This is a genomic window from Streptomyces sp. NPDC058231, from assembly GCF_042882275.1.
Classification (GTDB): Bacteria; Actinomycetota; Actinomycetes; order Streptomycetales; family Streptomycetaceae; genus Streptomyces.
In genome coordinates this window covers 1-26562 of sequence record NZ_JBHVWN010000093.1, presented here as the reverse complement: position 1 = coordinate 26562, position 26562 = coordinate 1, and the positions used below count along the sequence as shown (strand labels likewise).

Below are 26562 nucleotides of genomic sequence, written 5' to 3'. Positions count from 1 at the left end.
GGACTCCCCTTTCGGTGCTGTGCCCGGGCGGGGGCGCGCGCGGGGGGGGGGGGGCGCCCGCGCCCCCCCCCCCCCCCACCCCCCGTTCCGGTGCCGGAGCCGTCAGAGCGGGTTGAGGCGGGCCTTGAGCAGGCAGAACTCATTGCCCTCGGGGTCGGCAAGAACGTGCCACTGCTCCTCGCCGGTCTGGCCGATGTCAGCCGGGCGCGCCCCGAGCTTCAGGAGGCGTTCGAGCTCGGCGTCCTGATCGCGGTCGGTGGCGTTGACGTCGATGTGCAGCCGGGGCTTCCCCTGTTCCGGCTCGTCCCTGCGGCTGAGGATGATCGTCGGCTGCGGGCCGCCGAACCCTTCGCGCGGCCCGATCTCGAGGGTGCCGTCGTCCTCACGGTCGAGCACGACGAAGTCCAGGACCTCGCACCAGAACCGCGCCAGCACCTCGGGGTCGCGGCAACCGAGCACGAGCTCACTGATTCGACATGCCATGGACGAGACCTGCTTTCGGTGCGGGAACTGCCGGGGCGGCCGCGCGGAGCTGTTGGGCTTCCCGCGGTGGGAACACGCTCGGGACCGTACCGGGCCGGGCGGGCGGGTGCGAAGGGTTTTTGGGTCCTCGCCCCGCCCCGCCCGGGCCGCCGGGCAGGCGACAACGACCACCCCCGTGGGCCGCTGCCGCCGTTCGCCGCGATGTCCCCCGACGCCCGCGCCCCCGCGACACGTTCGGACTCTAGGTCGGCGGGTACCCGACGAGAAGATTCAATTCGCACGGTGTCGACGTCACGGGGGTATCAGTCCGCACAGTCGAACCGGTACGCTGCACTCCGTTTTCTGTACGGGCAGAGGACGGCGGCAGCGACGGACAGGTACGGGGCGGAGGACGTGTGCGAGCTGCGGAACGGGCCGACGACGTACTGCGGATGCACCGTCTGGCACGCACCGGCGGAGTGCCGGAGCTGCTGCGCTGGCTGTCCGGGCGGGCCGACGGCTGGGCCGGACTTCTCCGGGACGACGGCACCGTCCTGCACGGTGTGGCACGGAACCCGGACCGCACGAGCGCCGCCGCCGTCGGACTCGCCGCCCAAGGCGCAAGGGAGTTGACGGCCCTCGGTGCGCGTTCCTTCACCCTCGACCGGGGCCCGCACACCGCGGTACTGCTCCCGCTCCACGACCCGTCCGACGACCGTGAGGCCCGCACCCCGGTGCTCGCCGCCGTCGCGGCCCGACCACTGCCGGAGGGGCTGGCCACGCTGCTCGCCGATGCGGTGATGCCGCTGGCCATGTGCTGGGCGGCCGAGACGGTCGAGCGCAAACGCCGCCGTGTCGACCTCGCGGAGTCACGGGGCCGGGAAGCGGTGCTGCACCTGCTGATGACCGGTCAGCTCTCCATCGCCCACCAGGTCGCGGGCGCCCTGAAACCCACGCTGCCCGACCCCGCGGAGGTGTACGTGGTGGAGTGCCGGAGCGGTCGGCGGGGCAGGGTGGCGCGGGTGTGCGCGGATCTCTCCGGCGGGCGGTCCTGGATCGTGCGCTGTCCGGTGTACGCGAACCACCTGATCCTCGTCGTGCCGGCCGGCGCGGACGGCATCCGGCCACGACTCGCCTCCGAGGTCGCCGCGGTGGTGGACGACTGCGTCGTCGGCGTCAGTGAGGAGGTGCCGCTGAGCGACACGGCGACCGGATACCGGCAGGCCTTCCACGCCCTGGCGGTGGCCCGCGGTCTGCCCGTCCGCCATGCCCGGTTCGGCTCGGCGCCCGAACCGGCGCTGCTCGTCGGGACCGAGGGCGCGCAGTGGGCCGAAGCCCTGCTGACACCGCTCCTGACCCATCAGCCCAGGCGCAGTCAGGATCCCGGCAGCCAGGAACTGGCGGCGACCCTGGCCTCCTGGCTCGCGTTCGCCTCTCACGCGACCAGACATCTGAAGATCCACCGCAACACCCTCGCCGCGCGGCTGCGGTTGATCGGCGAGCTGCTCGAACGGGACCTCAACCGGCTCCCCGACCAGGCCGCCCTCGACCTGGCGCTGCGGATCCGCGCCGTCCCCGCCCACCCGCCCCGTACCGCCACGCCCTCGCGGGAAACCCACTCGCTGGACCGGGTCCTGCGCCGCCCCGCCGTCCAGGAGTGGGCGGTTCAGCAACTGCAGCCGCTGCGCCACTGCGGCGGTGCGGCCGAGGAGACGGTCCGCACCTGGCTCGGATGCGAGGCCCAGCTCTCCCCGACCGCCACGGCTCTGGACATATCCGTGCCGGGCGTCCGCAAGCGGCTCACCCGGCTCGAAGGTGTGCTGCGGCGTTCGTTGCTCCAAACCCCCAGTGCCCGGTACGAGTTGTGGCTGGCGTTCCGGGCGCTGGACATCGCGGCCGTCAGCGGTGCGGTGTGACACCGTCCCCCGCGGGGGACGGTGCCGCAGCACCCTCCGGCTGCCCGGCCGTCACCGGCCGGGACCAGGACAGGTGCAGGGCCAGGGGACGCCCGGCCCCGCACCGCCAACCGTCACTGCTGCCAGTCGCCGCCCAGCATCGTCCCGCCGACCGCGGGCAGTCCGAGTGATCCGGTGCCGAAGGAGAGCGCCGACGTGTACACCGGCCGGGTGGTCCCGCCCGGCAGCACCCAGACCGCGCCGCGCCCGTCCTCCTCGCTCGCGCCCACGACGATCTCGGGTCTGCCGTCCCGGGTGAGATCCCCCGCGGTCACCGTGCAGCCGAAGAGGTCGTTCTTCTCCGGGGTGCCCGGCACACCGGGTGTGTCCTGCTTGAAGGTGTACGACCCCGTGCCCAGCTGCCCGGTACGGCGGCCGGGTACGACCGTGACCGTGCCGGCGCCGCTGGTGGCGCCGATCGCCTCACCGGGTGCGCCCACGACGATGTCCGCGAGCCCGTCCCTGTTCAGGTCGGCGACGGCCACCGCGGCCCCGAAGGAGTCGCCGCGCTCGCTCGAACCGGGCACACCGGCGGTGTTCTGGTGGAACGTCATGGGCGCCTTGTCGAGCGCGACCCCCTTGGCCGACCCGAACCAGACGGACACCGAACCGCCCACGTGACCGATCGGGCCGACCTGGCTCGGCTCGTCCGGGTCACCGGCGACGACGTCCCCGTAACCGTCCCCGTTCACATCGCCCACCGCGGCGTTGAGTCCCTCGCCCTCCAGGAGCGGAGGCGGGAAGGAACCGGGCACCGGATCGACCAGCACCCGGCCGCCGCTGCTCCCGTTCGGCGGTCCCGTCACCTGGATCTGCTCGGCCACGCCGTCGCCGTTCACATCGCCGTACGCGACGGCGCGCATCCAGCCGATGTCCTCGTTCGGCACGGACGAGCCGACCGTGCCGCTCCGGGAGAACGGCCCGGTCAGCTCGGTGGTGAAATTGTGGTTGGCGATCAGCACCCGGGCCCGGCCGGGCCCGGACGCCGCGGCCACGTCCGCGCCCGCGCCCCAGCGCCTGAGCACCTGTGTCGGCAGCGCTGCACCGGAGACCAGGCCCTTGGCGCTGCCCCACAGGACGTACACCGCGCCCGAGTCCAGCGTGGTGCCGACGTCCTCGCCGGGCGCACCGACCACCAGGTCGGTGTAGCCGTCGTGATCGAGGTCCGCGAGTGCGCTGGAGGCGCCGAACAGGTCGTCCGCCTCGGCCGAGCCCGGTATGCCGGCCGAGTTCTGCGTGATCACGGCGCGCCTGGCGGCGGACACGCCCTTGGCGGACCCGTACAGGACGACGAGGCTGCCGGCCCGGTCGTGACCCGTGACCGTGGCGCCCGGCGCGGGGACCACGAGGTCCCGGTAGCCGTCACCGTTGATGTCCTGCGGAACCGGCATCGGCGCGGCGGAGGCCGTCCCGCCGGACAGCGCCGCGGCGACGGCGGCGACGGCGGCCACCAGGGCCACCGGTCTGCAACTGGTGATGCGTCGTCCGCTCATGCCTCTGTCCCCACCCCATGCCCCGGCCCCGGCGAGGGCGGGGCCTCCGACTGTTGCCGCATTCACCCACGGACGGGCGGGGTGCGCAATGGAAGGGGACGACGCCGCGGGGCCGGACGAATCCGCCCGGCCCCGCAACGTCCCCGTGGATCCCGTTACTTCGTGAAGTAGAAGTACTTCCAGGCGCCATGGGTGGTGGAGTTCACGGTGTCACCGGACGAGCCGTTGACGTAGGACGCGCGCATGCGCATCCGGTAGCCCGTGTCGTGCGGCCCGGTCAGGGTCACGACGGACTTGCCGTCGGTGCCGAGCGCGAAGTAGTCCGAGCCCGCGTCGTACCACTTGCCCTGGTAGTAGATCTCCAGGTTCAGCTTCTGCGAGCGGTTCTTGTAGTACGTCATGGTCGTGGTGAAGACCGGGTCGGTCGTCTTGTGGAAGTACGCGTACGAGGTGGAGCCGATCTTCGCCGTCTTGTACTGCTTGGAGACGGAGGTCGAGACCTTCACCCCGGCGTACGCGGTGGACGTGACCGTCTTCGACGTGTACTTGCCGTCACCCGCGAACACGGCGGTGACGGTGGCGTCACGAGTCATGTCGACCGTGGCCGACAGATTGCCGCTGGAGTTGACCTTGCCGGTCTTGACCAGCTTCTTCGGCTTGTCCGAGCCGAACGGGTCCACCCACAGCTCGACCGTGCGGTTCTTGTACGTCCTGCCGAGGTGCGCGGTGAACGAGACATCGGTGCCGTACGCGTACAGCGCCTTGTTGTGGTTCAACGTCAGGGTGGTGACGGTCCGGGGGACGGCGACCTTGTCGGAACCCGACGCCGCGGAGTGCAGTGGGTCGCCCGCGTAGGACACCTTGTAGGTGACCTGGCCACCGGCGGTCGGCGTGTCCGTGAAGGAGAAACCGCCGTCCGACTTCAGCGTCACCGGGGCGAGCGCCTTGCCCTTGGGCGACTCGATGTCGGTGCGGGTCACCGTGGCCCGGGCCCCCGCCGGGAATGCGCCCTTGGACGTGACCTTGCCGGTGACGGTGAGCTTCTTGCCGAGCGTGGACTTCGACGGCGCGGCGACCGTGACGGTGGACACGGACTTGACGGCGTCGGTGAGCACCCGCAGCGAGCGCACGCCCGCGCTGTTCTCGGTGACCGCGAAGAGCCGGCTGGTGTCCGGAGCCCAGGCCAGGGCGGACGGCATCAGGGTGTCCGAACCGGTGGTGTTCCCCGTGTTGGGGAAGTCGTACGTCCGGACCGGCGCGGTGGTGCCCGGCTTGTAGACGTACACGTCGGGCTCGTACCAGCCGTCGATGCCCGCGGCGACCGTGCCGTCCGGCGCGATGTCGACGGCGTTCGGGTACGCGTCGGACGGGTAGTTGGTCCCCGCGGTGAGGTCCGACGTCCGGTACACCTGGTGGTAGTAGGGCGCCCCACTGGCCACCACGACCTGCTGACCGTCGGGGGTCAGCGCGAGGTCGTGCATGTTGCTCGCGTCGGCGCGCAGATACGCGGTCCGTGCCGCCGTGCCCGAGGACACGTCGTACACCGCCAGTTCCGTCGGGCTCTGGCCCTCGATACCGGCGGCCAGGGTGTTCGGCGCGCCCGGCGTCGAGGCCAGGGTCGGGGCCGAGTACCAGGTGCGGTTCGGGTCCTGGTCCAGGGTGACGACCGGCTCGGCGCCGGACAGGTCGAGCGAACCGATGTTGCCCTCGGCCGCCGCTCCGTAACCGAACCAGAGCTTGCCGCCCGCCAGCGCCGGATAAGCGGGATCGGTGTTCTGGCCGGTCGCGTACCGGGCGGACTCCACGAGGGCGGAGGTGTCGATCGCCGCGATGGCGTCCGCGCCGCGCACCCCGGCGTACAGCGTGCCGGAGTCGGTGGACAGTTCCAGGCCGGTCACACCCGGCAGCGACGGGATCGTACCGACGACGGTGCCGCTGTAATCGGTGACGAGGACCTTGCCACCGGTCGGGTCACTGATGAAGACCCGCTGGTGCACGCCGTCCGCGACGACATTGCCGACGGATGCCGCAGGAAGGATCTTGCTGGAGTCGGCCGCTGCGGGGTCCGCCGCGCCACCGACCAGGACTACTGAGCTGAAGAGGACCGCGAGCGTGGTCGCGGTCGAGAGTCTGCGCGTATGCACAGTGATGTCTACCCCCACGGTAAGAGAGGGCCGCACAGCACCCTGAGATGAGAGAGGGGAGCGGCCCGGATCGCAGGGTATGGCATGGCAATGACACGCGGTGAACATTTAAGGGTCCGGAACGGGCCCGGCCCCCCAACGGATCGACCCCCAACGGATCGCCCCGGACCTCGCGCGGCGGCCGGTGGCTCAGGCCGGTGGCTCAGTCGGTCCTGGTGTACGTGAGCTTCTCGCCGGTCTCCGTGTTCTCGCGGCGCAGGGTGCCGTCCGGCAGCAGGGTGAGAGTGGTGGCCTTGCCCGGGGTGCAGGACGACATGGGTTCGCCGACCGTCACCGTGGACGGGCCGATGCGGACCGGTTCGTCGGGGGACGGTTCGGCGGCCAGGTCCGCCCGGAAGACGCAGCGGTAGGTGCCGCCGGCGTCGGCCGGCCCTTCCGCGGTGAGGGTGAGGACGGCCCGGCCGACCTCACCCTGCTGGATGACGAGTTCGCGGGTCGAGTGGCCGGAGGCGTTGTCGATGCTGCTGGACCAGGTGCCGAGATAGTCCTCGGGAATGGGACCGTCGCCCTTCTTCTCCTCGCCGGTGGGGGACGGGGAGGCGGTCGGTGCGGGGGAGTCCGACGGAGTCCGCGACGCGGACGGGCCGTGCGACGCGGCGGCGGGCCGGGCGGGCTTCTTGCCGCCGTCGCTCATGAGCGCGTACACCGAGCCGCCCGCACCGATCGCCACCAGCACGGCGACCACGACGAGAGCCACGGTCGCCCCTGTCCTGCGGCGCGCGGGTGCGGGCTGCGGGACGGCCGCGGGGTCGAGCGGGCCGAGGGGGCCGTACGGGGGTGTGGGGCCGAAACCGGCGGACTGCTGCTGATGCTGCGGATATCCGTATCCGTAGGGCTGTCCCTGGGCGGGGTGCGGCTGGGCGGGGGGTTGCGGGGGGCCGTATCCGTAGGGCTGTCCCGGGGCGGGCGGCTGCGGATATCCGTATCCGTACGGCTGCCCCTGGGCGGGGTGCGGCTGGGCGGGCGGCAGCGGGTAGTCGTACCCGGGCGTGGGAGCCGGGGTGGGTGTGGGTACGGGTGTGGGGGCCGGGGCCGGCGCCGGGGCGGGCGGCCGGTCGGCGGTCGGCGCGGGAGCCGGGACGGGTAGGGGAGCCGGCGTGGGTACGGGTACGGGTGCGGGCGCCGGGGTGGGTGCGGGCGGCCGGCCGGCGGTCGGCGCGGGGGTCCCGGTTCCGGCCACGGTGGGCTGTGCGTCGGCGCTTTCGGACGGCCGGTGGGACGGCGGCTGCGGATCGGGACCGGGCTGCGGGGCCGTGGGCACCGCGTCCTGCGGGCCGGCCGGCTGCTCCGGAGCGACCGGCTCCGCCGGATCCTCCGGATCCTCCGCGTCGAGCAACTCCACGGCATGACGGCCAAGTTGGGCGAGAAGTGCGCCCGGGAGCCATGGTTCGTTCGCCCGGCCGTCCGCCAGCCGTTCCAGGAGCGCGTCCGTCGTCGGCCGGGCCTCCGGGTCCTTGTGGAGGCAGTCCCGGACGAGGTCGACCAGGTCCGCCGGGACGCCGGTCAGGTCCGGGTCCTCCTGCGCGATCCGGAACATCAGCGCATGGACCTCGTTGTCCGCCCCGGCGAACGGAAGCCTGCCGGTCGCCGCGTAGGCCAGCACCGAGCCGAGGCAGAACACGTCGCACGCCGCGGTCACCCGCTCGCCGCGCACCTGTTCCGGTGCCATGAAACCGGGCGAACCGACCAGCGCGCCGGTGCGGGTGAGCCCTCCGTCGGCGACGGTGTCCAGGGCCCGGGCTATGCCGAAGTCGATGACCCGCGGACCGTCGATCGTCAGCAGGATGTTGGACGGTTTGAGGTCGCGGTGGATGAGCCCGGCGGAGTGGATGGCCCGCAGCGCGCGGGTCAGCCCCGCACCGAGGACGTGGACCGAACGCTCGGGCAGCGGACCGTACGCCCCCGAAACGGGTCCCGCCGGTGTGCCCCCGCGCCCGGAGACGGTGGCCTGGAGGGAGGGTCCGGCGACGTACCCGGTCGCGACCCACGGCACGGCGGCGTCGGTGTCGGCGTCCAGCACGGGGGCCGTCCACGTGGAGCCGACCTGTCGGGCGGCCTCCACCTCCTGGCGGAACCGGTCACGGAACTCCTGCTGCTCGGCGAGCTCCCGGCGGACCAGCTTGATCGCGACGGTACGGCCCCGGTCGGAACGGGCCAGATACACCTGCCCCATGCCACCCGCACCCAGCCGCCCCAGCAGGCGGTACGCGCCGATCCGTTGCGGATCGGCGGATCCGAGTCTTTCCATGGTGTGCAGTCCCTCCCCCGTACGGCGACACGCCGGACGGCACGAGAATAGCGGCGCGCGTCATGACCGGCGGCCCGGCACGGCACCGGTCCCGTCCGCCTCCGGCGCCCTCGCCCGCATCGGCGGCCGCTCCGGCACCGCGCCGACCCGACACCCTGCCCAGCAAACCGCCCGACGCCATACAGGGTGGTCATGTCGAGCCGCCCGCGGCTCGGCCTACGCTCGCCGTCATGACGTCTCATGCCTCCTCCGGACCCCACACCCCGCCGGCCGATCCCGCGGCCGGTGCGGCCGTGAAGGCCGCCGACCGCGCGCACGTGTTCCACTCCTGGTCCGCCCAGGGCCTGATCGACCCGCTCGCCGTCGCCGGCGCCGAGGGGGCGTACTTCTGGGACTACGACGGCAACCGCTACCTGGACTTCACCAGCGGCCTCGTCTTCACCAACATCGGCTACCAGCACCCCACCGTCGTCGCCGCGATCCAGGAGCAGGCGGGCCGGCTCGCCACCTTCGCGCCCGCGTTCGCGATCGAGGCCCGCTCCGAGGCCGCACGCCTCATCGCCGAGCGGACCCCCGGCGACCTGGACAAGATCTTCTTCACCAACGGCGGCGCCGAGGCCGTGGAGAACGCCGTCCGGATGGCGCGGCTGCACACCGGCCGTACGAAGGTGCTCTCCGCCTACCGCTCGTACCACGGCGCCACCTCGACGGCCATCAACCTGACCGGCGACCCGCGCCGCTGGCCGTCCGACCAGGGCGCGGCGGGCGTCGTCCGGTTCTGGGCCCCGTTCCTGTACCGCTCGCCGTTCCACGCCACGACCGAGGCCGAGGAGTGCGCCCGCGCCCTCCAGCACCTGGAGGACACCCTCGCCTTCGAGGGCCCCGCCACCATCGCCGCGATCATCCTGGAGACGATCCCCGGCACGGCCGGGATCATGACCCCGCCGCCCGGCTACCTCGCCGGTGTCCGCGAGATCTGCGACCGGTACGGCATCGTCTTCGTCCTCGACGAGGTGATGGCCGGCTTCGGACGCACCGGCAGGTGGTTCGCCGCCGACCACTTCGACGTCACGCCCGACCTGATGACCTTCGCCAAGGGCGTCAACTCCGGCTATGTGCCGCTCGGCGGCGTCGCCATCTCCGCCGAGATCGCCGCCACCTTCGAGACCCGCCCCTACCCGGGCGGTCTCACCTACTCCGGCCACCCGCTGGCCTGCGCCGCTGCCGTGGCCACCATCGGCGTGATGGAGGACGAGAAAGTCGTCGAGAACGCCGCCCACATCGGCGAGACGGTGCTCGGCCCCGGCCTGCGCGAGCTTGCCGAGCGCCATCCGTCGGTCGGCGAGGTGCGCGGCCTCGGCGCGTTCTGGGCGCTGGACCTGGTCCGGAACAAGGAGACCCGCGAACCGCTGGTCCCGTACAACGCGGCGGGCGAGGCCAATGCGCCGATGGCGGCCTTCGGCGCGGCCTGCAGGAAGAACGGCCTGTGGCCCTTCATCAACATGAACCGCACGCACGCCGTTCCGGCCTGCAACGTGACGGAGGCCGAGGCGAAGGAGGGACTGGCGGCGCTGGACGTGGCCCTCTCGGTCGCGGACGAGCACACCGTCTGACGTCGTTCCGCGGTGGCCGACGGGTGAACCGCGCGACGCCCCTCCCCGTGCCCGGAACCGGGCATACCGGGTCTGGCTTATGGTGACCGGAGCCGAAAAGGGGAGGGGCGCCATGGGCGCGAGCGGAACTGTGACCCGCAGCACGCTGCGGCAGCAGATCGCGGACGCGCTGCGCGACGAAGTGCTTGCCGGCCGTCTGCAGCCGGGACGGGAGTTCACCGTCAAGCAGATCGCCGAGCAGTACGGGGTTTCCGCCACGCCCGTCCGTGAGGCGCTCTTCGACCTCTCCGCGCAGGGTCTGCTCGAATCCGATCAGCATCGCGGCTTCCGGGTCCACGCATTCACCGTGGCCGACTACCGGGCGATGGTCGAGGCCCGCGCCCTGGTCATAGACGGCGTCATCCGCGGCATCTTCCACGGGCCGGGCCCGGCCCGCCCGCAGGCGGCGGCGTACCGCGACGCGCTGGTCGTCGTACGGCGCCGCGCCGAGGAGGCCGCGCGGGCGGCGCGGGGCGGTGACCTCGACATCCTCATCGGGTACGACCTGCGCTTCTGGCGTGAGCTCGGCGCGCTCGTCGGCAACTCGTACATCACCGACTTCCTGCACCGACTGCGCGTCCAGGCCTGGATGTTCGCCGTGCCGTACCTCCGCGGCGACGCGGACGTGCGGGACCGGCTCTGGAAGGGCCACACGGATCTGGTCGCGGCGATCACGCTCGGCGACTGCGACGCCGTGCGCGCGGTGCTCGACGACCACGACGCCGGCGCGCTGGACTGGGCGGACGGGCTCGCGGCCGCCGATCCGCCGCCCCCCGCCACCGGCGACGAGCGGTAGGGAGCGCCCGGGCCACGGCTGCGGGCGACAGGGGGCCCGGTCCCGGCGCGAGCTGTTCGCAAGCCGGTCATGAGAGACCACTGTGCGCAACGGTCCCCTCGCATTACGCTGTCCCGACCATCGCGCGAACCGCGCGAGGACCCGTGGGAGAGCGAGACTTCGTGGCCTGTGACCTGTGGCTGGTCCCCCTCGTCGATGTGCTGTGCCACAGCCCCGACAATCCGTTCGCCGAAGAGATAGCCGTCTACGACCAGGCGCTGAGCGAGGCCGGCCTGCCGGCCGTACCCGTCTACGCCTACATGCCGGGACTGACCGGCGACGTGGCCCCGGTCGCGGGCTTCGACTACGACGCACTGCACTTCCTGCGCCGTGCCTATCTGCTGCAGCTGAGCGGTCTTGCCGTCACGCCGGTCGACGAACTGGGCGGGGACTACGAGCAGTTGCTGGAGATGTTCGAGCCGACGGCCCAGCAGTCCCATCTGGTCTGGCACTACGACCACGCGGGGGCGTACGTCCCGGTGGACTTCCCCTCCCCGCTCTCCAACGACCAGCTGTTGGAGGGCGGCGGCCCGCTCGGTTCGGCGCACGGGCTGCTGCGGGAGTTGGAGTTCGTCGCCCCCTCCATCGGTATCGATCCGGCGAACCCGCCGGCCGCACCGCTGCCGCCCACCGCGCCTACCTCGCTGGAGGAGCCGGCGGGCCCGATTCCGTACGACGAGAGCCCGTTCGCGCGGGAACGGCACGTCTGGCTGGGGCTGCACGCGGCGGCGACCCGGAGCCTCGCTCAAGGCTCCATGATTATTTTCAGCTGAGGCCGGCCGTCCGGCCGCCGGGGCCACCGATCACCGGGGTGGTTCCGGCGGCCGCTGCCGCGGCATGTTCGGCCGGGTCACCGACTGGACGGGGAACCGTCCCGGCAGCGCCCCCGGCTCCGTACGCCCGCCCGCCCCGCCGCCCGACACCAGCGCCTGCATCCCCATCGGCGCGGGCCCGGCCCGGAACTCCACTATCCAGTCCGCGGTCTCGGACCGTACGAGCTCCGTGATGTCCTCCGAGAACCGCCGCAGCACGCCCAGACAGCGTTCCGCTGCCTCGCTCGCCGTTCCCTCGGTCGGCCCGAGCACCTCCCGCACGCACTCCGACGCCCAGTCGAACTGCAGTACCTGGAGCCGTCGCTGCACGGCCTGGGCCGTGGCGAGGTTCCTCATCCAGCCGGAGGTCAGGCCGAAAAACCGGTCACAGGCCATGCACGCGGCGCCCAGCAGCAGCGACAGATAGCCCCAGCCGGCCGCCCCGGCCAGCGCCCCCGTCAGATCCAGCAGCGGCAGGGCCCCGCCCGCGATCGCCCCGACGGCCGTGCCGATCCGCAGCACTCGGGCCCCGCGTCGTTTCCACACCCGGTCGCGCAGGTACCAGTCGGCGGTCCGCAGCGCGTCCGTCTCGACCCACCGGTACAGCTCGTCCAGGCGTTCCGCGGGCTCGCCCCAGTCGCCGTGCGGGAACGGCTGCCCGGTCAGATCGCGCCCCTGGCCGCCCGCGTCCCCGCCGGAGCCGGAGCCCGGGCCCGAGCCCTGCGGAACGGCCGAACCGGGCGCGTCGGACTCGTTGCGGGGCGCCCTCTCGGGCTGCATCTCCGGCTGACTCACCGGGGCACTCCTCTGCACTCTGCGTATCGACGCGTGCGTGACGCGCGTATGCGGGGGCGGGCGGACGGTCGACGTGGCCGACTGTCGCGCTCGCGATACCTTGCGTGACCATCGGTGTGCGTGTGCGTACGGGGACGCATGCCCTTCCTACCGCCGAATGGTGGGGCGTGGGGTCGAAATCACGGTATTCCCGGGTGCACAGCGTCTGTGATCAGGTATAGGAGGCCCCTCGGGGTCGACGAGATGTCACTCGAAAGAGTTGCCCGCCAGTGGGTGGAGCGAGGTGCGCGGGGACCACGTAGGCTCGGCATACCGAAGCTTTTGTCGTCGATATGCCAGGAGTGACCGTGATTCCCGGTGGTGGCCAGCCCAATATGCAGCAGCTGTTGCAGCAGGCCCAGAAGATGCAGCAGGACCTTGCCAAGGCTCAGGAGGAGCTGGCCGGGACCGAGGTCGAGGGGCAGGCGGGCGGCGGCCTGGTGAAGGCGACCGTGACCGGCTCCGGCGAACTCCGTGCCCTGGTCATCGACCCCAAGGCCGTCGACCCCGAGGACACCGAGACGCTCGCCGACCTCGTCGTCGCCGCGGTCCAGGCGGCGAACGAGAACGCGCAGGCGCTTCAGCAGCAGAAGCTGGGCCCGCTGGCCCAGGGGCTGGGCGGCATGCCCGGTCTTCCCTTCTGATCCGCAGGCACAGCAACTACCGTACGTACCACGACAGCAGAGGCGGTCGCGGAGATCAGTCAAGGAAGGCGTTCCGTTGTACGAAGGCGTGGTTCAGGACCTCATCGACGAGTTGGGCAGGCTGCCCGGCGTCGGTCCCAAGAGCGCGCAGCGGATCGCTTTCCACATCCTGCAGGCCGAGCCCACCGACGTACGCCGCCTCGCCCATGCCCTCCTGGAGGTCAAGGACAAGGTCCGGTTCTGCTCGGTGTGCGGCAACGTCGCGCAGGAGGAACAGTGCGGGATCTGCCGTGACGCGCGCCGCGACCAGACGGTGATCTGTGTGGTCGAGGAGCCGAAGGATGTCGTGGCGATCGAGCGGACCCGTGAATTCCGGGGCCGATACCACGTACTCGGCGGAGCGATCAGCCCGATCGAGGGCGTCGGCCCGGACGATCTGCGCATCCGCGAGCTGCTGGCGCGGCTCGCCGACGGCTCCATCACGGAGCTGATCCTGGCCACCGACCCCAACCTGGAGGGCGAGGCCACCGCGACGTACCTGGCGCGGATGATCAAGCCGATGGGTCTGCGGGTGACGCGGCTGGCCAGTGGGCTGCCGGTCGGCGGCGACCTGGAGTACGCGGACGAGGTCACCCTCGGCCGAGCCTTCGAGGGGAGGCGCTTGCTGGATGTCTGACACCGCCTCCTGCGCCGCCCGGAGCGTCATCCCACGCGACACCTGGGCCACGTCCTGGATCCGCGTGGATGAAACCTCGACGTCTCACGGCGGCTTTACGTTCAGCGAGGCTATGTTCTACTCACCGTTCGCGACCGTGCCCACGGGAGGTCCCCTCGATGTCTGACGCCACGCTGAACTCCGTCACGCAGGACCCGGACGACTTCGCCGTCCAGATCGCGGACCAGATCAAGACGTTCGTCGTCGCCGTGACCGAGGTCTCCAAGGTCGACGAGCCTGAACAGGCTGTCCCCATCCTGCTCCTGCAGGTCTCCCAGCTGCTGCTGGCCGGTGGCCGGCTCGGCGCGCACGAGGACGTGCTCCCGGATGAGCGCTACGAGCCCGATCTGGGCAGCGAGCCGGACGCCGACGGGCTGCGCGAACGCTATGCGGCGCTCCTCGAGCCGATCGACATCTACTCCGAGGTCTTCGACCCGTACGAGCCCCGCACGCCCCCCGTCGCCTTCCGCATCTCCGACGGTCTTGCCGACCTGATCACGGACCTGCGCCACGGACTCGCCCACTACGAGGCGGGCCGCACGACCGAGGCGCTGTGGTGGTGGCAGTTCTCGTACTTCTCCAACTGGGGCTCCACCGCATCCGCGACGCTGCGCGCCCTCCAGTCCCTGGTCGCCCACATCCGCCTGAACCAGCCCCTCGAGGAGCTGGACGGCCTGGACACGGACCAGGACACGGGCGACGACGCACTCGCCGAGGAGGCGGGCCGGGTGATGGCCGAGGAGATCGCGGGTCCGCTGGGCCTGCGCCCGGTGAAGTAGCCGCCCCTCCGGGCCACGCCCGGTGCGACAGCCGTCCCTCCGGTGGGCCGGCGGCGGTGGTGCGCCCCGTCACGGGGCCCGGCGGGGCTTCCGTTTTTCCGCCGAGGCGGGACACCCTGCGGCAGGCCGACGCGGCGATGGTGTGCGCATCAGTGAGGAGCTCCCGGGGGCGGTCCGGGAAGATCCGGTTCACGCTGGAGATGCGGGCACGCACATCGCCGAGCAGGCCTCTTCGGCGTGTGGGCTGAACCACATACGGGCGTGGCCCCGGGATCATCGGGCAGCAGCCCCGTACGAGCAGTTCGGATGCGGCACGCCGATGATCACGTGTTGAGCGGGACATCTCACCATGTGATATCAGCGAGGCGAATCCGGACTGCTCGTTAAACTGAGCCGACCGCAGTAATGGATTGAGCGAGGAGCGCACGTGGGCCTTGTCGTGCAGAAGTACGGAGGCTCCTCCGTAGCCGATGCCGAAGGCATCAAGCGCGTCGCCAAGCGAATCGTCGATGCCAAGAAGAACGGCAACCAGGTGGTTGTCGTGGTGTCCGCGATGGGCGACACGACGGACGAGTTGATCGATCTCGCCGAGCAGGTATCTCCGATCCCTGCCGGGCGTGAGTTCGACATGCTGCTGACCGCCGGAGAGCGGATCTCGATGGCCCTGCTGGCCATGGCGATCAAAAACCTGGGCCACGAGGCCCAGTCGTTCACCGGCAGCCAGGCCGGCGTCATCACCGACTCGGTCCACAACAAAGCACGCATCATCGATGTGACGCCGGGCCGTATCCGTACGGCGCTGGACGAGGGGAACATCGCGATCGTCGCGGGGTTCCAGGGTGTGTCCCAGGACAAGAAGGACATCACCACCCTCGGCCGAGGCGGCTCGGACACCACTGCCGTCGCACTCGCGGCCGCACTGGACGCCGAGGTCTGTGAGATCTACACCGATGTGGACGGCGTCTTCACCGCCGACCCGCGGGTCGTGAAGAAGGCCCGGAAGATCGACTGGATCTCCTTCGAGGACATGCTGGAACTGGCCGCGTCCGGTTCCAAGGTGCTGCTGCACCGGTGCGTGGAGTACGCACGCCGCTACAACATTCCGATCCACGTCCGCTCGTCCTTCTCCGGACTGCGCGGCACCTGGGTCAGCAACGAGCCGCAAGGGGACCAGCAGGTGGAGCACGCGATCATCTCCGGAGTCGCCCATGACGTCTCCGAGGCCAAGATCACGGTCGTCGGCGTGCCCGACAAGCCGGGCGAGGCCGCAGCGATCTTCCGCACCATCGCGAACGCGGAAGTCAACATCGACATGGTGGTGCAGAACGTCTCCGCCGCGTCGACCGGTCTGACCGACATCTCGTTCACGCTGCCGAAGTCCGAGGGCCGCAAGGCCATCGACGCCCTGGAGCGCAACCGCGGCACGATCGGTTTCGAATCGCTGCGCTACGACGACCAGATCGCGAAGATCTCCCTGGTCGGAGCGGGTATGAAGACCAACCCCGGAGTCACCGCGGGCTTCTTCGAGGCGCTCTCCGACGCCGGTGTGAACATCGAGCTGATCTCGACGTCCGAGATCCGCATCTCGGTGGTCACCCGCGCCGACGACGTGATCGAGGCCGTGCGCGCCGTGCACACCGCCTTCGGTCTCGACAGCGACTCCGACGAGGCCGTCGTCTACGGCGGCACAGGCCGATGACACCGCGCCGCCCTTCGCTCGCGGTCGTCGGCGCGACCGGGGCGATCGGCGGCGTCATGCTCCAGATCCTCTCGCAGCACGCGGACGTCTGGGGCGAGGTCTCACTGGTGGCCTCGCCGCGCTCGGCCGGCCGCAAGCTGGTCGTGCGCGGTGAGGAGACCGAAGTCCTCGAACTCACCGAGGACGTCTTCGACGGCGTGGACGTGGCGCTCTTCCTGGTGCCCGACGAGGTCTCCGCGCGCTGGGCCCCGATCGCCGCGTCCAGGGGCGCGGTGGTCATCGACGACTCGGCGGCGTTCCGGCTGGACGCGGACGTGCCCCTGGTCGTGCCCGAGATCAACCCCCATGCCGTACGGATCAGGCCGCGCTCCATCGTGGCCAGCCCGAACTGCACGACGCTGTCGCTGATCGTCGCGGTCGGGGCGCTGCACGCCGAGTTCGGGCTGCGCGAGCTCGTCGTCTCCTCGTACCAGGCGGTCAGCGGGGTGGGCCGCGACGGTGTCGCCGCGCTGCGTGAACAGCTGTCGATGGTCGCGGGCACCGAATTGGGCACCCGTCCCGGAGACGTGCGCAGGGCGCTCGGCGACTCCGGCGGCTCGCCCTTCGCGGCCCCCGTGGCGCTCAACGTCGTGCCGTGGGCCGGGACGGAGGCCGGCGACGGCTGGTCGTCCGAGGAGCTGGCGATCCGTGACGAGTGCCGCAAGATCCTGGACCTGCCGAGCCTGCGGGTCTCGGCGACCTGCGTGTACGTACCGGTTGTCGCGACGCACTCGATGTCCGTGCACGCCCGCTTCGAGAACGAGGTCGCGGTCGACCGCGCACACGAGATCCTGGCCACCGCGCCCGGCGTGGTCCTTTTCGACAGCCCGTCCTCCGGCGACTTCCCGACACCGTCCGACGTCGTGGGCACCGACCCGACCTGGGTGGGGCGGGTGCGGCGGTCGATGGACGACCCGCGGGCCCTGGAGCTGTTCGTCTGCGGCGACAACCTCCGCAAGGGAGCGGCCCTGAACGTGGCGCAGATCGCCGAATCGGTGGCCGCCGAATATCCCGGGACCTGATCGAACCTGTTTTGTACGCTCTGTGAAGTACCTGTGAGCAAGTTGCTGCTCTGAACCTCTTGAGCTGGGGCGTTGCGGTGTCCGACGATGACCTTTCGGCCCGCTGGAACCGGCGGCCGGGCACCACGCGTCTATGCGGTCACCTCTTGCGCGGCGGGGCGCAAATTCGTGGCATCTGTGGAAGAGCAGGTACGTATGAGGGCATGTCGCACGGGGGCAAACGCGGTGCCGAACGCGTACAACCCTGACGGGGGGAAACGTGTCCAACTGGCGTGGCAGAGGTTCTCGATATCACAGTGGTGGGCCCGTTGCGGGGCGCTTCAGTGCGTCCGCTCCGGCGGCCCCGCGCACCCGGCGGTATGCCGGTGATTGCGCCCATGCCCGCTGCACGCCCCGCTCAGCTGCCGGCGCAGCGCGAGGGCGCTGAGGGGAGCGTGGCAGCTGGAACCACGGTCGACCATCTCACCGAGACCTATCGCGCCCACTACCGTTCGCTGCTCGGCCTCGCGGCCCTGCTGCTGGACGACACCGCGTCGTGCGAGGACGTGGTGCAGGAGGCTTTCATCCGCGTGCACTCGGCGCGCAACCGGGTGCGCGAGCCCGAGAAGACGCTCGCGTACCTGCGCCAGACGGTCGTGAACCTGTCGCGCTCCGCGCTGCGCCGCCGCATCCTCGGGCTGAAGCTGCTCTCCAAGCCGATGCCCGACATGGCGAGCGCCGAGGAGGGGGCGTACGACCAGCTGGAGCGGGACGCGCTGATCAAGGCGATGCGGGGGTTGCAGCGGCGCCAGCGCGAGGTCCTGGTGCTGCGCTACTTCGCCGACATGACCGAGGCCCAGGTCGCCGAGACGCTGGGCATTTCGCTGGGCTCGGTCAAGGCCTACGGGTCGCGCGGTATCGCGGCGCTTCGCGTCGTGATGGAGGCCCAGACATGATCTGGCGCGAGCGCAGGCAGGGACGCAGGCAGGGACCCGCGCACGGATCCGCGCAGGATCCCGCGGACGCACGCACGCAAGAGCGTGGGATCGACCGGACTGGAAGCGGAATTGTGAGCCACGGGCCGGAGAACACCCCGAACGTGAAGCCGGACGCGGGTAGGGACACCGAGCCCGCGGGATCCGCGGAACGTGCGACGGCGGCGCCGCAGGCACGTGCCGGGAGTGACGACTCCGCCGGAACGGCCCGGCTCGCACAGCTGACGGACCTCTTCGGAGCGGGCCCGGGCGACGGCTCGGACGCTCCCGGGGGCGCCGGTCCCGACCTGGACGAGCTCGCCCTGCGCCGTATGCTGCGCGGCGCCGTCCAGGACCTCGAACCGACCGACGGCGTCCTCGACCACCTGCGCCGCGCGGTTCCCGCCCGGCGCGCCCGGCGGCGGCAGGTCGTCGTCGGGATGGCGGCCGCGGCGCTGCTCTTCGGCACCGCGATTCCCGCGTTCGTCCATGTCGCGGGCTCCGGCGGTTCGGACACCGCCAACCCCGCCATCGCCGGACACGGTGAGCAGGCACAGGGCGGCAGCGGTGACGAGAGCGGCTCGTCGGCCGGCGGGGGGAACGGCGGCGGTACCGCCGGCGGGCACAACGCCGGAGGCAACGGCCATCCCGACAGCGCCAGCAGCCCGGCGGACAGCGCCGGGCCGGGCGGCGAGGGCAGCACGTCCACCGACCCGGGCGGTTCGGTCGCGGCCGACCTGCCGGCCTGCGCCCCGGGGCAGCTCGGTGTCGCCTCGGCGGAGGCGGGGGCGGCCGGCGCCGACGGCACGGTCTACGGAACGTTCCGCATCTCCAACATCTCCGGTACGGACTGCTCGGTCACCGACAGCGGCACCGTCGGCTTCCAGGCGATGGGCGCGGCCGACCCGGCCCGGATCGACGTCGTGCAGCACACCGCGGGCGACGCGGCGGCCGGGCTGCCCGACCCGTCGCAGGAGGCGGGCACCGTGCTGCTCAAGCCCGCCATGACGTACGAGGTCAAGTTCGCCTGGGTACCGAAGGACACCTGCCCGACCTCCGGCAGCACGCCGACGCCGACGCCGAGCGATGGCTCCGCGGGCGCGTCCGACGGCACCGGCGACGGTCTGCCCCAGACAGGAACACAGCTCGGCAGCGAGGACGGCGGCTCCACGCTGGACGGCAGTGTCTCCGTGACGCACACACCTGAGCCGGGGGCGCCGGTCGCGGAGACCGAGATCCCCAACGCCTGTGCGGGCACGATCTACCGGACGGGTGTGATCGAACCGACGGTGTAGCGACGACGGACGACGCACGCATGCTGAAGGGGGCCCGCCGACCGGCGGGCCCCCTTCAGCATGCGTGTCCGGATGCGTGTCCGGATCCCTCAGGCGGTGTCCGCGACCGCCTCCGGGCCTGCCACGAGGCCCAGCCGCACATCCCGCGCGGCCTCGGCCTCGCGCCGCACCAGCCGGAACCACATGAAGAGCACGAAGGCGGCGAAGACGAACCACTCGCCGGTGTAGCCGAGGTTCTGGAACGCCTTCAGATCGAGCCCGCTGTCCTGGGGCGCGACGGCCGGTACGGGGCGCAGCGCGCTGCTCCCGGCGGCTGAGCCCCCGGCGCCCGCGCCGGGGTTCTGGAGCGTCACCCATGCGTCGTAGACGTCGTACGGGACGAGGTTGACCAGCGACGCGGCGCTGATCATGCCGAGCTGGCCGCCGGGGAGTCCGCCCGCCGTGTCGACGCCGGCGGTCCCCGTGTTCTCGGACGCCTGCAGGTCGCCGGTCACGGTGACCTCGCCGGTGGGCGCGGCGGGCACCGCGGTGTGTCCCGCCTTGCCGGGCAGCCAGCCGCGTACCACCGGGAGAGCCTTGCCGCTGTCGGTGCGCAGCAGGTTCAGGACGTAGAAGCCGCTCCTGTCGTCCAACTCCCGGCCGGGCACCAGGAACTGGTCGGCGTACCGTCCGGTCGCGGTGGCCGGGCGGCCGGACGTCACCTTGTCGACCGGCAGGAGGTCGTCGAGCGGCTCGGCGGCTCTGCTGCCCGGGGCGGGCTGCTCCTTGGCCTCCTCATGCGTCTGGACGCGGTCCTCGAAGCGGCCGAGCTGCCAGGTGCCCATGAAGACGCAGAACGGGATGGCCAGCACGGCGAAGAGGTTGATCCCCCACCATCGCGGGGTCAGCAGGAACCGGTACACCCCTCCACGGTACGGTCCCCGCTCCGTAACCCTGGAGCGGGGGGCCGTCGGCGCCCACCGCCCCCGCCCCTGGGCGCCTGAGACCGGGCCGGGACCGCTCTGCCGCCCTCGGCCGTCCCCGGGGGGACCCGGGGGACTGGGTAGGGGGCGGGAGGGGCCGTACGGGGCGCCGGCCGCCCGCCAGAGGCCATACAGGGCCTGCCACCGGCCCCGCCCGGCACCGCGCCCGGCGCAGGAGCCAGGTCAGCCGAGGTGGCGCCGGGCGAAGTCGAGCTCCAACCGCACCTGCTTGATCCGCTCCTCGACGACGAGCGAGCCGTGCCCTGCGTCGTAGCGGTACACCTCGTGCACCGCGGCCCGGTCCTTCAGCCGGTCCACATAGTTCTCGACCTGGCGGATCGGGCAACGCGGGTCGTTGACGCCCGCGGAGATGTGGACGGGAGCACGGACGGCGTCGACGTACGTCAGCGGGGAGGAGGCCTCGAACCGCTCGGGGACCTCTTCCGGTGTGCCGCCCAGCAGCGTGCGGTCCATCGACTTCAGGGCCTCCATCTCGTCGTGGTACGCCGTGACGTAGTCGCCGACCGGGACCGCCGCCAGCCCCAGTGCCCAGTCCTGCGGCTGTGTACCCAGGCCGAGCAGGGTCAGATATCCGCCCCACGAGCCCCCGGCCAGGACGAGCTTCTCCGGGTCCGCGAGCCCGGACTTCACCGCCCATTCCCGTACCGCCGCGATGTCCTCCAGCTCGATCAGCCCGACCCGGTGCTTGAGCGCGTCCGTCCACGCCCGCCCGTACCCGGTCGATCCGCGGTAGTTGACCCGGACGACCGCGTAGCCGTGGTCCACCCATGCGGCGGGCCCGGACGCGAACTCGTCGCTGTCGTGCCAGGTGGGGCCGCCGTGGATGTCGAAGACGGTCGGGAACGGCCCCTCCGCGGGCGCGGCGGGACGCTGCACGAGCGCGTGGATCCGGCCGCCCGGTCCGTCAACCCACACGTCCTCCACCGGCACGGACGCCGGGGCCTTCGCGCCCGGCGGGTCGAGCACCACGGCGCCCGTCGTGGACCGCACCACGGGCGGCTGCGCCGCCGACGACCACAGGTACTCCACCGTGCCGTCCGGCCGGGCCGTGGCGCCCGACACCGAACCGGCGGGCGTCTCCACCCGCACCGGACCGCCCTCGCCCCCCGGCTCGTACCGCCACAGGTCGTTGCGGGCCTCGAACCCGTGCACGATCAAAAGCGCGGAGCCGTCCGGGTACCACTCGGCGCCCACGTCGCCGGGCAGGTCGAGCGCGAGGTCCGTCTCCGTCCCCGCCACCGGGTCCCAGATCATCGGCTCCCAGCGGCCCCGCCGCTGATGCCCGACCAGCAGGCGGGTGTCCCCGGCCACCGGGGCGAAGCCCAGCACGGCCAGCCCCAGCTCCTCCGTGCCGCCCTTGGTGTCGTCGAGCTCGGCGACCGTCGTCCCGTCCGGCCGCACCACGCGGAGCGCCGAGTGCATCGCGTCGCCGTGCTCGGTGTGCTCCAGGGCGATCAGCGTCCCGTCGTGCGACAGGTCCCCGACGCCCGCCGACTCACGGTGCCGGTAGATCTCCACCGGCGGGGCACCGGGCCGTACGACATGGATCGTCGTCCCGTCCTCGTCGGTGGAGCGGCCGATCACCGCCGTCCCGTCCCGCCCGATCGCGAGTCCTGCCGGATACGAGGGGGCGAGGCCCGGAGCCGCTGGAATGTCGGCCGTCCCCTCACCCGCGCCGTGGAACGGCTGACGCATCCACACCCCGAACTCGTCCCCGTCGGTGTCGTCGAACCACCAGATCGTCTCGCCGTCCGGGGTCAGCACCCCGTCCGTCGTCCCGTTCGGCCGGTCGGTGACCTGCCGCTGCTCCCCGGTCGCCCGGTCCCAGGCGTACAACTCGTACGTCCCCGTCGCGTTGGACACGAACAGCGCGCGGTCCGGCGCATCCTCCGCCCAGTCGGGCAACGACACCCGGGGCGCCCGGAAGCGCTGTTCCCACTGCGGAACGGAGTCGGTCGTCGGTCCACTGATCTCAGTCATGCCCACCATTCTGCGCCGGGCGCCAGAATTTCGGTCTCACCGTCCTCAGCCTGTGGATAACCTCTTCTGCATGCATTCCCCGACCCCTGCCGACTGGTGCGAGGCCAACCGTGCGCGCTGGGACGAGCGCGTCGCGATCCACACGGCGAGCGACTTCTATGACCTCGGCTCCTTCCGTGCGGGCAAGGACGCGCTGCGTGCGTTCGAGCTCGCGGAGGTCGGGGACGTCACCGGGAGATCGCTGCTGCATCTGCAGTGCCACATAGGGCTCGACACCCTGTCCTGGGCCCGGCACGGGGCCTCGCACGTCGTCGGGCTCGACTTCTCCGAGCCGGCCGTCGAGACCGCCCGCGGTCTGGCCCGGGAGCTCGGATTCACGCCGGACCGTGCGGCGTTCGTCGTCGCCGATGTGCATGACGCGGCGGAGGCCGTCCCCGACGCCTCGTACGACATCGTCTACACCGGCGTCGGTGCGCTGAACTGGCTGCCGGACACCCGCCGCTGGGCCGAGATCGCCGCGTCGCTCGTCGCGCCGGGCGGTTTCCTCTACCTGGCGGAGTTCCATCCGGTGACCGACTGCCTGGACGACTCGACCGGCTCGACGGTCACGCACGACTACTTCAGCCGTGACGCGTGGGTGGACGAGACGCCGGGCAGCTACGCGGACTTCGACGCACCGACCGTCCACAACCGCAGCGTCGAGTGGCAGCACCCGATCGGCGACGTGGTGTCGGCGCTGGCCGCCGCCGGACTGCGGATCGAGTTCCTGCACGAACACGACGTCTCGCTCTTCCAGCGGTTCCCCGCGCTGGAGCGGCAGCGCGACGGCCTCTACCGGTTCCCCGCGGACCGGCCCCGGGTGCCGCTGATGTACTCGGTCAAGGCATCGAGGCCGGCGGTCGGCTGACGGCCGGCCGACGGGCCTGCCGGCCGATTGTCAGTGGTCCGGTTCAGACTCGGACCATGACTGCCGATCTGCGCGCCGCGGTGGAGACGTACTGGACCGCGGCCGAGACACGTGACTGGGACACCTTTGCGACGACGCTCGCCGAGGAAGTGCTCTACGACCTGCCGCAGACGCGTGAGCGCATCCGCGGCAAGGAGCGGTATCTCCGGTTCAACCAGGAGTACCCGGGGGACTGGCACGTCCGTGTCGAACGGGTCGTGGCCGACCGGGACGGAGGGCAGGTGGCCGTCCGTACGCTGTTCACGGTCGGGGCGCAGCAGATGCACGCCATCCACTTCTTCACGGGGGACGCGCAGGGCCGGATCGCGGCGATCACGGACTTCTGGCCGGAGCCGTACGAGCCCCCGGCGGGCCGGGAGCACCTCGTCGAGCGCTACTGAGCAGGAGGTCTGGCCGCCTCGTACCGCGGGCGGACGCCTCATACCTTGCCGCGGACCCGGGTGCCACGGCGAGCGCCGGTGCGGCGGGAGCGCGTCGCGCACGCTCCCGTCCCGCCGACACACGCACGCGGCCGACGCCCGTCGGCCCCCGTGCGGGGCGCCGTAGCGCGCGTCGGCAGCGGTCGGATGCCGGAGGTCAGTTGTGTCCGAACTTCCGCTGCTTCTTGTGGGAGACCGTCGGCTCGGAGATGGCGTGCAGCGCGTCGGGCACGGACGGGGTCTGCGTCTGTTCCTTCGCCTCGGTGGCAGCGCTGCGTTCATGGCCGCCGGAGCGGGCGCCGCGATTCTGCCGGGTCTGTTTCTTGCTCACGATCACGCCTCCTGTAGCCGATCTCGGACGATGGCCACCTCCAGATTCGCATGTGAGTACGAAACGCGCATTTCGCCCATACGGCTCAGGGCTCCGGGTGGCGGGCGGTGAGAGGGGGTGCGGTGCGTGGCACGGCCGAGCGGATCGAGGAGCCGGCCCATGCGCTTGAGGCGGCTTGGGGCCGGCGACAGAGGGGCCGGCGGATGCCCGTCTGCCGGCACTCGCTCCCGTGATCACAAACCCCGGGTGGGCGCCGAGGCGGCTCGCAAATCACTCTGTGCGACTCCGCCCCTTGATCACGCAGGGAGCAGGGGCGATGGGCGGGATCCTCGATTTCGGGGCCATGCGCAGCAACGGCGAGGCTTGATCAGAAGCTTCTGGCCCCCGGTTTGGCCCCGGCAACGGCAGAGGGTCCAGTGCAACTTACACACTGGACCCTCTGACCTGCTATTTCAGCTGTCGGGGTGGCGGGATTTGAACCCACGACCTCTTCGTCCCGAACGAAGCGCGCTGCCAAGCTGCGCTACACCCCGATCGCCGCCGGTCTCCCCGGCGACATCGATTACTTTAGCCCACTGGCGCCCTCAGACGAAATCCGGTTTCTGCCCGGGCGGACGGGCCCGCCCGGGGCGTCAGTCGCGGGGCGTCAGCGTCAGCAGGGTCGCCTCGGGAGGGCAGGCGAAACGGACCGGGGTGTAGCGGTTGGTGCCGCAGCCTGCGGAGACGTGGAGATAGGAGCGCCGGTCGCCGACGGTGTGGCCGGAGAGGCCCTTGACCCGGTCCGTGTCCAGGTCGCAGTTGGTGACCAGAGCCCCGTAGAAGGGGATGCAGAGCTGGCCGCCGTGGGTGTGGCCCGCCAGGATCAGCGGATAGCCGTCCGCGGTGAAGGCGTCGAGGGAGCGCAGGTACGGAGCGTGGACCACGCCGATGGAGAGGTCTGCGCCCGTTTCGGGGCCGCCCGCCACCTCGGCGTACCTGTCCCGCTTGATGTGCGGGTCGTCGAGACCGGTGAAGGCGAGCTCCAGGCCGTCGAGCTTGAGCCGGCCACGGGTGTTGCTCAGGTTCAGCCAGCCGGCCTCGTCGAATGCGTCGCGCATGGGCTCCCACGGGTTGTGGACGACGCCGACCGCGGGGGCATTGCCGTTGAGGCCGTGCTTGCCCTGGGTCTTCTCGAAGAGGTAGCGGGCCGGGTTGCGGAGCTTGGGGCCGTAGTAGTCGTTGGAGCCGAAGACGTACACACCGGGGAAGTCCATCAGCGGACCGAGCGCGTCCAGCAGCTCCGGTACGGCCTCCGGGTCGGAGAGGTTGTCGCCGGTGTTCACGACGAAGTCCGGGCGCAGCCCGGCCAGTGACTGCAGCCAGCCGCGCTTCTTGCGCTGGCCGCTCACCATGTGGATGTCGGAGACCTGCAGCACACGCAACGGGCGTGCCCCGTGCGGGAGTACGGGGATCGTGACGCGTCGAAGCCGGAACGAGCGGGCTTCGAATCCTGCCGCGTAGACGAGGCCGGCGGCGCCGACCGCTGCGCCGACTGCCGTGATTTTCAGGGGTACTCCGTAGCGTGCGCGCATGTGCCCATCGTCGCAGACACCGTGCGCCCCGCGGAAAACCGGCGGGCGGCAGGCCCCCCGCACCTGCCACAATCAGCACATGACCACGCTCAAGTCCAAGCTCAAGGAAGACCTCACCACGGCCATGAAGGCGCGCGACGAGCTGACCTCGTCCACGCTCCGGCTGACCCTCACCGCGATCACCAAGGAAGAAGTCAGCGGCAAGACGTCGCGCGAGCTCTCCGACGACGAGGTGCAGAAGGTCATCGCCAAGGAGGCGAAGAAGCGCCGGGAGGCGGCCGAGGCGTTCGCCCAGGGCGGCCGGGCGGAGCAGGCCGAGCGCGAGAAGGCGGAGGGCGAGCTGCTCGACGCCTATCTGCCGAAGCAGCTGAGCGACGACGAGCTGGGCGCGATCGTGGCGTCGGCGGTCGACGAGGCGAAGGCCGCCGGGGCCGAGGGGCCGCGGGCCATGGGAGCCGTCATGAAGATCGTGAACCCGAAGGTCGCGGGGCTCGCGGACGGCGGCCGGGTGGCCGCCGCGGTGAAGAAGCTCCTCGTCGGCTGAGCGGACCGGACCGTACACAGAGGAGGTGGGGTGCCCCGGAATCCGGGCGGGGTCCCCCCCCCCGAGGGTGTGTGTCGGGGGGGGGGGGGGGGGGGAGGCCGGCGCGACCGGGGTGTTGGACAGGTC

23 protein-coding genes and 1 tRNA gene are annotated in these 26562 nt (G+C 71.6%); 14 read left to right on the top strand and 10 right to left on the bottom strand.

Going from position 1 to position 26562, the window contains the following annotated elements; translation table 11 throughout:
* Window positions 1–102 precede the first annotated feature (102 nt).
* The gene (locus ACFVXE_RS35460; protein WP_361120290.1) at window positions 103–483 is read right to left on the bottom strand and encodes a VOC family protein; all 381 of its coding nucleotides are present in this window, start codon (window positions 481–483) and stop codon (window positions 103–105) included.
* Between the two features lie 431 nt (window positions 484–914).
* Between ACFVXE_RS35460 and ACFVXE_RS35455 the strand changes: the two genes are divergently transcribed.
* A complete protein-coding gene (locus ACFVXE_RS35455) occupies window positions 915–2378 on the top strand; it encodes a PucR family transcriptional regulator (protein WP_389677491.1) in 1464 nt (487 codons plus the stop codon).
* A gap of 113 nt (window positions 2379–2491) precedes the next feature.
* On the opposite strand, the gene ACFVXE_RS35450 is transcribed toward ACFVXE_RS35455, so the two are convergent.
* From ACFVXE_RS35450 to ACFVXE_RS35440, 3 genes are all read right to left on the bottom strand, one after another.
* A complete protein-coding gene (locus ACFVXE_RS35450; RefSeq protein WP_389677486.1) occupies window positions 2492–3910 on the bottom strand; it encodes an FG-GAP repeat protein in 1419 nt (472 codons plus the stop codon).
* Between the two features lie 155 nt (window positions 3911–4065).
* Complete coding sequence (locus ACFVXE_RS35445; RefSeq protein WP_389677485.1) at window positions 4066–6054, bottom strand: Ig-like domain repeat protein; 1989 nt, start codon at window positions 6052–6054, stop codon at window positions 4066–4068.
* A 202-nt stretch (window positions 6055–6256) separates the two neighbouring features.
* Window positions 6257–8362 (bottom strand): serine/threonine-protein kinase, encoded by a 2106-nt coding sequence (locus tag ACFVXE_RS35440; RefSeq protein WP_389677484.1) that lies wholly within the window; start codon window positions 8360–8362, stop codon window positions 6257–6259.
* Window positions 8363–8592: 230 nt separating this feature from the next.
* On the opposite strand from ACFVXE_RS35440, the gene ACFVXE_RS35435 reads away from it, so the two are divergent.
* The 3 genes from ACFVXE_RS35435 to ACFVXE_RS35425 all read left to right on the top strand — a co-directional run bounded on the left by ACFVXE_RS35435 (window position 8593) and on the right by ACFVXE_RS35425 (window position 11622).
* Complete coding sequence (locus tag ACFVXE_RS35435) at window positions 8593–9975, top strand: aspartate aminotransferase family protein (RefSeq protein WP_389677482.1); 1383 nt, start codon at window positions 8593–8595, stop codon at window positions 9973–9975.
* 112 nt (window positions 9976–10087) lie between these two features.
* Window positions 10088–10810: a GntR family transcriptional regulator gene (locus ACFVXE_RS35430; protein WP_389677481.1), complete on the top strand. Its 723-nt coding sequence runs from the start codon at window positions 10088–10090 to the stop codon at window positions 10808–10810.
* Between the two features lie 161 nt (window positions 10811–10971).
* Window positions 10972–11622, top strand: coding sequence for a hypothetical protein (locus ACFVXE_RS35425; RefSeq protein ID WP_389677490.1), 651 nt, complete (start codon window positions 10972–10974; stop codon window positions 11620–11622).
* Between the two features lie 30 nt (window positions 11623–11652).
* Here the strand turns inward: ACFVXE_RS35425 and ACFVXE_RS35420 are convergent, their stop codons facing one another.
* Window positions 11653–12441: an SLATT domain-containing protein gene (locus tag ACFVXE_RS35420; RefSeq protein WP_389677489.1), complete on the bottom strand. Its 789-nt coding sequence runs from the start codon at window positions 12439–12441 to the stop codon at window positions 11653–11655.
* A 362-nt stretch (window positions 12442–12803) separates the two neighbouring features.
* Between ACFVXE_RS35420 and ACFVXE_RS35415 the strand changes: the two genes are divergently transcribed.
* The 7 genes from ACFVXE_RS35415 to ACFVXE_RS35385 all read left to right on the top strand — a co-directional run bounded on the left by ACFVXE_RS35415 (window position 12804) and on the right by ACFVXE_RS35385 (window position 19641).
* Window positions 12804–13139 carry a YbaB/EbfC family nucleoid-associated protein gene (locus tag ACFVXE_RS35415; RefSeq protein ID WP_389677487.1) on the top strand — a complete coding sequence of 112 codons (336 nt, stop codon included), beginning with the start codon at window positions 12804–12806 and terminating at the stop codon, window positions 13137–13139.
* 76 nt (window positions 13140–13215) lie between these two features.
* Entirely contained in the window at window positions 13216–13815 is a 600-nt protein-coding gene (gene recR, locus ACFVXE_RS35410; protein ID WP_266984177.1) for a recombination mediator RecR, read from the top strand.
* A gap of 158 nt (window positions 13816–13973) precedes the next feature.
* The gene (locus tag ACFVXE_RS35405) at window positions 13974–14633 is read left to right on the top strand and encodes a DUF5063 domain-containing protein (protein ID WP_389677479.1); all 660 of its coding nucleotides are present in this window, start codon (window positions 13974–13976) and stop codon (window positions 14631–14633) included.
* A 427-nt stretch (window positions 14634–15060) separates the two neighbouring features.
* The gene (locus ACFVXE_RS35400; RefSeq protein ID WP_389677477.1) at window positions 15061–16332 is read left to right on the top strand and encodes an aspartate kinase; all 1272 of its coding nucleotides are present in this window, start codon (window positions 15061–15063) and stop codon (window positions 16330–16332) included.
* Complete coding sequence (locus ACFVXE_RS35395) at window positions 16329–17393, top strand: aspartate-semialdehyde dehydrogenase (RefSeq protein ID WP_389677476.1); 1065 nt, start codon at window positions 16329–16331, stop codon at window positions 17391–17393. Before ACFVXE_RS35400 ends, ACFVXE_RS35395 begins: the two co-directional genes overlap by 4 nt.
* A gap of 359 nt (window positions 17394–17752) precedes the next feature.
* Complete coding sequence (locus ACFVXE_RS35390) at window positions 17753–18328, top strand: SigE family RNA polymerase sigma factor (protein ID WP_389677474.1); 576 nt, start codon at window positions 17753–17755, stop codon at window positions 18326–18328.
* A gap of 113 nt (window positions 18329–18441) precedes the next feature.
* Window positions 18442–19641, top strand: coding sequence for a hypothetical protein (locus ACFVXE_RS35385; protein ID WP_389677473.1), 1200 nt, complete (start codon window positions 18442–18444; stop codon window positions 19639–19641).
* An 89-nt stretch (window positions 19642–19730) separates the two neighbouring features.
* On the opposite strand, the gene ACFVXE_RS35380 is transcribed toward ACFVXE_RS35385, so the two are convergent.
* Window positions 19731–20543 (bottom strand): SURF1 family protein, encoded by an 813-nt coding sequence (locus tag ACFVXE_RS35380; protein ID WP_389677471.1) that lies wholly within the window; start codon window positions 20541–20543, stop codon window positions 19731–19733.
* Window positions 20544–20786: 243 nt separating this feature from the next.
* Entirely contained in the window at window positions 20787–22604 is a 1818-nt protein-coding gene (locus ACFVXE_RS35375; RefSeq protein WP_389677469.1) for a S9 family peptidase, read from the bottom strand.
* A 70-nt stretch (window positions 22605–22674) separates the two neighbouring features.
* On the opposite strand from ACFVXE_RS35375, the gene ACFVXE_RS35370 reads away from it, so the two are divergent.
* Both ACFVXE_RS35370 and ACFVXE_RS35365 read left to right on the top strand, forming a co-directional pair.
* Complete coding sequence (locus ACFVXE_RS35370; protein ID WP_389677467.1) at window positions 22675–23511, top strand: class I SAM-dependent methyltransferase; 837 nt, start codon at window positions 22675–22677, stop codon at window positions 23509–23511.
* 56 nt (window positions 23512–23567) lie between these two features.
* Window positions 23568–23951 carry a nuclear transport factor 2 family protein gene (locus ACFVXE_RS35365; protein ID WP_389677465.1) on the top strand — a complete coding sequence of 128 codons (384 nt, stop codon included), beginning with the start codon at window positions 23568–23570 and terminating at the stop codon, window positions 23949–23951.
* Between the two features lie 196 nt (window positions 23952–24147).
* Here the strand turns inward: ACFVXE_RS35365 and ACFVXE_RS35360 are convergent, their stop codons facing one another.
* The 3 genes from ACFVXE_RS35360 to ACFVXE_RS35350 all read right to left on the bottom strand — a co-directional run bounded on the left by ACFVXE_RS35360 (window position 24148) and on the right by ACFVXE_RS35350 (window position 25892).
* Window positions 24148–24321: a hypothetical protein gene (locus tag ACFVXE_RS35360; RefSeq protein ID WP_389677463.1), complete on the bottom strand. Its 174-nt coding sequence runs from the start codon at window positions 24319–24321 to the stop codon at window positions 24148–24150.
* Between the two features lie 459 nt (window positions 24322–24780).
* Window positions 24781–24854: transfer RNA gene (locus ACFVXE_RS35355), tRNA-Pro, on the bottom strand.
* 99 nt (window positions 24855–24953) lie between these two features.
* A complete protein-coding gene (locus tag ACFVXE_RS35350) occupies window positions 24954–25892 on the bottom strand; it encodes a metallophosphoesterase (protein ID WP_389677461.1) in 939 nt (312 codons plus the stop codon).
* 79 nt (window positions 25893–25971) lie between these two features.
* On the opposite strand from ACFVXE_RS35350, the gene ACFVXE_RS35345 reads away from it, so the two are divergent.
* Window positions 25972–26436 (top strand): GatB/YqeY domain-containing protein, encoded by a 465-nt coding sequence (locus tag ACFVXE_RS35345; RefSeq protein WP_389677459.1) that lies wholly within the window; start codon window positions 25972–25974, stop codon window positions 26434–26436.
* The last annotated feature ends 126 nt before the right edge of the window (window positions 26437–26562 follow it).

Coding starts and splice junctions, on each gene's coding strand:
- ACFVXE_RS35460 (WP_361120290.1), bottom strand. CDS start 483: ATGGCATGTCGAATCAGTGAGCTCGTGCTCGGTTGCCGCGACCCCGAG.
- ACFVXE_RS35455 (WP_389677491.1), top strand. CDS start 915: ATGCACCGTCTGGCACGCACCGGCGGAGTGCCGGAGCTGCTGCGCTGG.
- ACFVXE_RS35450 (WP_389677486.1), bottom strand. CDS start 3,910: ATGAGCGGACGACGCATCACCAGTTGCAGACCGGTGGCCCTGGTGGCC.
- ACFVXE_RS35440 (WP_389677484.1), bottom strand. CDS start 8,362: ATGGAAAGACTCGGATCCGCCGATCCGCAACGGATCGGCGCGTACCGC.
- ACFVXE_RS35435 (WP_389677482.1), top strand. CDS start 8,593: ATGACGTCTCATGCCTCCTCCGGACCCCACACCCCGCCGGCCGATCCC.
- ACFVXE_RS35430 (WP_389677481.1), top strand. CDS start 10,088: ATGGGCGCGAGCGGAACTGTGACCCGCAGCACGCTGCGGCAGCAGATC.
- ACFVXE_RS35420 (WP_389677489.1), bottom strand. CDS start 12,441: ATGCAGCCCGAGAGGGCGCCCCGCAACGAGTCCGACGCGCCCGGTTCG.
- ACFVXE_RS35405 (WP_389677479.1), top strand. CDS start 13,974: ATGTCTGACGCCACGCTGAACTCCGTCACGCAGGACCCGGACGACTTC.
- ACFVXE_RS35395 (WP_389677476.1), top strand. CDS start 16,329: ATGACACCGCGCCGCCCTTCGCTCGCGGTCGTCGGCGCGACCGGGGCG.
- ACFVXE_RS35390 (WP_389677474.1), top strand. CDS start 17,753: ATGCCGGTGATTGCGCCCATGCCCGCTGCACGCCCCGCTCAGCTGCCG.
- ACFVXE_RS35375 (WP_389677469.1), bottom strand. CDS start 22,604: ATGACTGAGATCAGTGGACCGACGACCGACTCCGTTCCGCAGTGGGAA.
- ACFVXE_RS35370 (WP_389677467.1), top strand. CDS start 22,675: ATGCATTCCCCGACCCCTGCCGACTGGTGCGAGGCCAACCGTGCGCGC.
- ACFVXE_RS35365 (WP_389677465.1), top strand. CDS start 23,568: ATGACTGCCGATCTGCGCGCCGCGGTGGAGACGTACTGGACCGCGGCC.
- ACFVXE_RS35350 (WP_389677461.1), bottom strand. CDS start 25,892: ATGCGCGCACGCTACGGAGTACCCCTGAAAATCACGGCAGTCGGCGCA.
- ACFVXE_RS35345 (WP_389677459.1), top strand. CDS start 25,972: ATGACCACGCTCAAGTCCAAGCTCAAGGAAGACCTCACCACGGCCATG.